Origin of the sequence: Streptomyces sp. NPDC002265 (assembly GCF_040296125.1) — a bacterium.
GTDB lineage: Bacteria > Actinomycetota > Actinomycetes > Streptomycetales > Streptomycetaceae > Streptomyces.
In genome coordinates this window covers 1-6,152 of sequence record NZ_JBEOWS010000467.1, presented here as the reverse complement: position 1 = coordinate 6,152, position 6,152 = coordinate 1, and the positions used below count along the sequence as shown (strand labels likewise).

The window sequence follows — 6,152 nt, the reverse complement described above, 5'->3', positions numbered from 1 at the left end:
GGAGGATCCGGGCCTTCGCGATCAGTAGCGGGGACAGGATTTGAACCTGCGACCTCTGGGTTATGAGCCCAGCGAGCTACCGAGCTGCTCCACCCCGCGCCGTTGTTTCTCAACCGTATCACGGCGCGAGGGGAGCTCTTCACTCATTTGCGGCTCAGCCGCAGCTCAGCCCCACTCAGCCACCGCTCGGACCGGCACTCGGGGTGGCGCTCGGCGCGGCACTCGGGCTGGCGCTCGGGCTCGGGCTCGCCCCGGGGCTGCCGCCGCTCCCACCGGTCCCGCCGGCCTTGGCCTGCGCGTCCTCGGCACGCTTCAGCGCGTCCTGGAGATCCTTCTGCGCCTCTCCGTACGCCTGCCAGTCACCCTTCTTCAGCGCCTCCTGGCCGGCGTCGAAGGCCTTCTGGGCGTCGCCCAGGGCCTCCTGGACGGTCGGGTTGGCCGACGGCGGCGGGGTGGTCGTGCCCTCGTCCGGCGGTGGCGTGGTCGAGGCCTCCGCACCGAAGACCTTGTCGAGAGCCTGGTCGAGGGTGTCCTCGAACGCGGTGGCACCTCCGTAGGTCACCAACACCTTGCGCAGCAGCGGGTACTTGAGTCCGCCACCGCGTACGTAGACCGGCTCCACGTAGAGCAGTCCGCCGTCCAGGGGCACGGTCAGCAGATTGCCGTACTCGACATCGGAGTCGCCGCCCTTCAGCAGCTTGATGGACTCGGCGATGTCCTGCTCGGAGTTGAACTGGCTCTGGACCTGCTTGGGTCCGTTGACCGTGGTGTTGGTCGGCAGTTTCAGGATTCTGATCTTGCCGTAGTCGGAGGTGCCCGGTTCCGAGTCGACCGCCATGAACGCGCTGAGGTTGTCACGGCCGTTGGGCGTGAACGTCGTCGTCAGCGAGAACGCCTGGTCCGCCTGGTCGGGCATCTTCATGCTCAGGTAGTACGGCGGCACCGCGTCGCCCGACTTGTTGGTCGGCTCGTCCGGCACCTGCCACACCTCGCTGCCGCTGAGGAACGTCTGCGCGTCCTTCACGTGGTAGCGGGTGAGCAGCTCGCGCTGGACCTTGAACAGGTCCTGCGGGTACCGCAGATGGTCCATCAGGGAGGCCGGGATGGCCGTCCTGTCCTTCACCGTGCCCGGGAACGCCTTCATCCAGGTCTTCAGGACCGGGTCCTTGGTGTCCCACTGGTAGAGCGTGACATCACCGGTGTACGCGTCGACGGTCGCCTTCACCGAGTTGCGGATGTAGTTGACCTGGTTCTGCTGGGCCACCACCGCACGCGAGTTGTTCGTCGCGGTCAGCGAGTCCGCCGTGGTGTCGCCGAGCGTCGTACGGGAGGCGTACGGATACCCGTTGGTGGTGGTGTAGGCGTCGACGATCCACTGGATCTTGCCGTCCACGACCGCCGGGTAGGCGTCGCCGTCGATGGTCAGCCACGGGGCGACCGCCTCGACGCGCTCCTTGGGCGTGCGGTTGTACAGGATCCGCGAACCGTCGCCGATGGCACCGGAGTACAGGATCTGCGGCTCCCCGAACGCGACCGCGTACGCGGCCCGGTTGACCGGGTTGGAGAGGCTGACCCCGCTGTCGCCCTGGTAACTGGTGGTCTTCTCGCCGTTGTCGTCGGAGTAGTCGATCTCCTTCTGGGGACCGCCGACGATCGAGTAGGTGGTGGTCTTCTCGCCGTAGTAGACCCGCTGCTGGTACGTCCCGAGGTCGCCGGTGGACGGCAGGTCGGACTCGGTGAAGACCGGCCGGCCCTCGGAGTCGGCCTCCGTGCCCTTGGCGGCGACCACGCCGTAGCCGTGGGTGTAGCGGAAGTGGTCGTTGATCCAGTTGTTCTTCGGAATGCCGTTGAGGTTCAGCTCGCGCAGACCGAGGACGGTGTCCTGGGCCTTGCCGTCCTTGGTGTAGCGGTCGACGTCCAGGTTGGTCGGGAACGCGTAGTAGTTCCTGATCTGCTGGAGCTGCTGGAACGTGGGCGAGACGATGTTGGGGTCCATGATGCGGATGCTCGCCGTGTCGTCGACGTCGTCCCGCAGCTTGGTCTTGTCCGTCGTGCTGCTCTTGCCGGAGTACTCGGTGACCTGCGTGCCGTCGATGCCGTACGCCTCACGCGTCGCCTTGAGGTTCTTCTCGACGTACGGCGCTTCCTTGGCCTGCTCGTTCGGCTGGACCTGGAACTTCTGGACGATCGCCGGGTACAGGCCGCCGATGAGGATCGCGGAGAGCACCATCAGGCCGAAGCCGATCATGGGCAGCTGCCAGGTGCGCCGCCACAGGGTGGCGAAGAACAGCAGGGCGCAGATGACGGCGATGCAGAACAGGATCGTCTTGGCGGGCAGGTAGGCGTTCGCGTCGACGTACCTGAGGCCCGTCCAGTTGTCGGTCGCCTTGAAGTCGCTGGACTTGACCGCGAGGCCGTACCGGTCGAGCCAGTACGCGACCGCCTTCAGGGCGACGAAGACACCGAGGAGTACCGACAGGTGTCCGGTGGCCGCTGCCGTGGCCCGCGCACCCGGACTGGTGATGCGCAGCCCGCCGTACAGGTAGTGGGTGAGCGCGGCGGCGATCAGGGACAGGATCGTGGCGGCGAAGCCGAAGCCGAGCAGGAAGCGGTACCAGGGCAGGTCGAAGGCGTAGAAGGAGACGTCGAGGTGGAACTGCGGGTCCTTCTGGTGGAAGGGCACGCCGTTGACCCACATCAGCCAGGTCCGCCACTGGCTCGACGCGGACGCGCCCGCCACGAGACCGACCAGCGCGGTGATACCGAACAGCAGCCACTTCTTGTACGGCGCGATGCCCATCCGATAGCGGTCGAGGTTCTGCTGCTCCATCGACATCGCGCTCAGCGGCGGGCGCATCCGGTGGGCGATCCAGATGTTGAACCCGACCGCGACGGCCATCAGCAGACCGAAGACGAAGAAGAGTCCGGTCTTGGTGAACAGCGTCGTCGTGAACACGGACGAGTACTTCACCGAGCGGTACCAGAGCCAGTTCGTCCAGAAGCCCGAGAACATGGTGAACGCCATGCCGAGAACGGCGAGGACGCCCAGCGTCATGAGCAGGGTCCGGACACGCCGGGACGGGCGGCCCACTCTGATCCGCGGCCCTGTCGGGCCTCCGCCGCGGTCCGGCATCTGGAAAGCCAAGGTGTGCACCTCGAAGTTCGCTGTCGATACGTCAGGGCCGCATTTTTGCGGGCCCTCCCCGGGGCCTCGCGATCGCAGACCCACACCTATGCAACTTACTCACGCTTTACTCGGTTCCCGATTCCGGCCAGGAACGAGGCAGGATTGTGACCATGTCCAACACTCCCATGGCGGCGAGCCCGCTCACCCGGGCCGTACTCGAGATCGACGAGTACGCCTCCGGCCTCGGCTGGGACCAGCCCGCCCGCCTCTTCGCCCTTGTCGACACCGCACGGCTGCGGGCTCAGGAACCCTCACTCGCGGCCCAGCTCGGTCTGGGTGAGGAAGCGGAGACCTCCACCGGTCTCACCCCGATCGAGCAGGACGAGATTCCAACGGACAAGGCGCTCGACGAGTTCCTTGCCACGATCGCCTGGCCCGACGCGGTGGTCGGCTGCGCGCTCACCGTGGAGCGACTGATGCTGCCGCCGTCCGTCGAGGCGCAGGTCCCGCAGGGCCTGAGCGACGCGAAGCTGACGAAGTGGGTGTCCGAGCACCCGCAGCGCCAGGAGGTCCGTATGACGGTCGCGGTGCTGCGCGACGGCGCGCGCGAGTCGGCTGTGCGCCTGCGTGAGAAGGACTCCCCGACGGAGGTCCTCACGGGCGCCGACCTGGTCCCGGGACTGGCGGAGGCCCTGACGGCGACGTTCGAGGACTGAGGCCAGTCACGGACCGGCGATACGGCGGTACGGCGGTACGGCACCGGGGGCGCCCCTTTCGAGCGAGGGGCGCCCCCGGTGCCGTACGGAGTGCGGAGTCTCAGCCCTTGGTGGTGCACTTCGGCAGGTCGGCCGTGTTGCCCGAGCGGATGTCCTTGAGGGCGTCGAGGGCGTCGTCGATGGTCTTCACCTTGACCAGGCGCAGCCCCGAGGGGGTGTCCTTGGCGGCGGCCGCGCAGTTGTCGGCGGGCGTCAGGAAGTACTGGGCGCCCTTGTCGCGGGCGCCGACGGTCTTCATCTCGATGCCGCCGATGGGACCGACCGTGCCGTCGTCTTCGATGGTCCCGGTGCCGGCCACGAACTTGCCTCCGGTCAGGCTGCCCGGGGTGAGCTTGTCGTAGATGCCGAGCGCGAACATCAGACCGGCGCTCGGGCCGCCGACGTCGGCGAGCTTGATGTCGATGGTGAACGGGAACGTGTGGTCGGTTCCGGCGCTGATCCCGACGATGGCCCGCTTCGGGTTGTTGTCGTCGGACGTGGTGGTGGTGATCGTGACCTTCTCGGTCGTGGTGGCCGTCCGGTTCTCCTTCTCGGCGGCGGCCTGCTCCTTGGCGGGCACGACCGTGAAGACGACGTTCTCGCCGGGCTTGTGCTTCGTCACGAGCTTCGCCACGTCGGTGGTCTCCTTGACCGCCGTGCCGTCGACCGCCTTGATCACGTCACCGGCGTGCAGCCGCCCCTCGGCCGGGGAGCCCTTGCCGACCGTCGCGACGATCACCCACGCCTTGACCGGAATGCCGAGCTCCGTCAGGGCGGCGACCTTGGCGCTCTCCTGGGACTGGCTGAACTCCTCGGCGTTCTCCTGGGTGGACTGCTCCTCGGTCTTGCCGTTCGGGTAGAGCGTGTCGTGCGGCACGATCTTGTTGTCGTGCGCCAGCCACCCGTAGACGGCCTCGACGAGGTTCATCCGGTAGTCGGCACTGGTGACCCGCACCGTGGTCATGTTCAGGTTGCCGCTGGTCGGATACGTCTTGTGCCCCGAGATCTGCAACACCGGCTCACCGCCGTGATCGCCGAGGGTGTTCACCGTCGGCCCCGGTGACAGCTCCGAGTACGGCACGGGGATGAACACCCCCGCGCACAGGAGCGCGATCAGCATCAGGGTGGACGCGAGCATCGTCGCAGTGCGGCGTGGCATGAGTCGACAGTACGGGACGCGTCTGTCAGCGCACCGTCAGGGCCACCCTGTCAGGTACCGCCGGGCGTCACCGTCAGGTACCGCCCGGCGTCACTGTCAGGTGCCGCTGGGCGTCTTCTCCAGCGCGTCCACCGCGTCCACCGCGTCGGCGTGCGCCTTCTCCGGCACGCCGGTGTGCGACTTCTCCATCGCGGCCCGGAATCGGGCATAACCGTCCAGTTCAGGACCGTCGCCGCGGGCCTTTCTCGTCCGGTTGGCCCAGGTGCCCCATAGGCCGGCTCCGATCGCAGCCACAAGCGGAATCAGCAACCAGGCGAGTGCCCCCATGCCGACCTCCCAACCCCTATCGAGCGATCGCAACTGACTGATCAGCAGATTAACCATCCGCACTGACAACGCTCACGCCAGGGGTCCGGTTACGCAACCGGACGGGTGATACGAAATTCAGCAGGCGCCGACCCATTCCTCGGTGCCGTCGGAGAACCTCTGGTGCTTCCAGATCGGCACCTCGTGCTTGAGATCGTCGATCAGCTTCCGGCAGGCCTCGAACGCCTCGCCCCGGTGCGGGCAGGAGACGGCGACGACGACGGCGAGATCACCGATCGTCAGGTCCCCGATCCGGTGGACCGCGGCCAGCGCCCGTACGGGGTACTCCGCGACGACCTTCTCCGCGATCCGCCGCATCTCGGCCTCGGCACTGGGGTGGCACGAGTACCCGAGTCCGTCGACGTCGCTGCCGCCGTCGTGGTTGCGCACGGTCCCCACGAACAGCGCGGTCCCGCCCGCGGCGTCGTCCCCGACGGCCCGGAAGACCTCGTCCAGGCTGAGCGCGGTGTCGCGGACGGCGATCAGCTTGACGGGGTCCTGCGCCGCCTGCTCACCCGGGTGATCGTTCGTGGCTGCCATACCCCCATCGTGCCGCACGCCCGGGACCACGAGGAACAGCGCTCCGGACCGCCCGGCCCGCGCGTGGCCCCGCCACGGGTCCCCGGCCCACGGATCGCGGACCACGGATCGCAGCCCACGCGCGGACACGGACCGCGGACCGCGCGCGGGCATGGATCGCGGCCCACGGACACCCGAACGGCCGAACGTCGACCCGCGGGTCGTC

5 protein-coding genes and 1 tRNA gene are annotated in these 6,152 nt (G+C 67.8%); 1 reads left to right on the top strand and 5 read right to left on the bottom strand.

Features of this window, described 5'->3' with window-relative positions:
- Positions 1 to 25: 25 nt before the first annotated feature.
- Positions 26 to 99: transfer RNA gene (locus tag ABT085_RS42675), tRNA-Met, on the bottom strand.
- Positions 100 to 175: 76 nt separating this feature from the next.
- Positions 176 to 3,133: a UPF0182 family membrane protein gene (locus tag ABT085_RS42670; protein WP_351621468.1), complete on the bottom strand. Its 2,958-nt coding sequence runs from the start codon at positions 3,131 to 3,133 to the stop codon at positions 176 to 178.
- Between the two features lie 164 nt (positions 3,134 to 3,297).
- Here ABT085_RS42670 and ABT085_RS42665 point away from each other — a divergent pair, with 164 nt between their 5' ends.
- Complete coding sequence (locus ABT085_RS42665; RefSeq protein WP_351621465.1) at positions 3,298 to 3,843, top strand: PPA1309 family protein; 546 nt, start codon at positions 3,298 to 3,300, stop codon at positions 3,841 to 3,843.
- Between the two features lie 100 nt (positions 3,844 to 3,943).
- Here ABT085_RS42665 and ABT085_RS42660 read toward each other — a convergent pair whose 3' ends face one another.
- The 3 genes from ABT085_RS42660 to ABT085_RS42650 all read right to left on the bottom strand — a co-directional run bounded on the left by ABT085_RS42660 (position 3,944) and on the right by ABT085_RS42650 (position 5,947).
- Positions 3,944 to 5,041: a YlbL family protein gene (locus ABT085_RS42660; protein WP_351621462.1), complete on the bottom strand. Its 1,098-nt coding sequence runs from the start codon at positions 5,039 to 5,041 to the stop codon at positions 3,944 to 3,946.
- A 96-nt stretch (positions 5,042 to 5,137) separates the two neighbouring features.
- On the bottom strand, positions 5,138 to 5,335 hold the full coding sequence (locus ABT085_RS42655) for a hypothetical protein (protein ID WP_351621471.1): 198 nt from the start codon (positions 5,333 to 5,335) through the stop codon (positions 5,138 to 5,140).
- Between the two features lie 150 nt (positions 5,336 to 5,485).
- Positions 5,486 to 5,947, bottom strand: coding sequence for a molybdenum cofactor biosynthesis protein MoaE (locus ABT085_RS42650; protein WP_351621459.1), 462 nt, complete (start codon positions 5,945 to 5,947; stop codon positions 5,486 to 5,488).
- Positions 5,948 to 6,152: the final 205 nt, after the last annotated feature.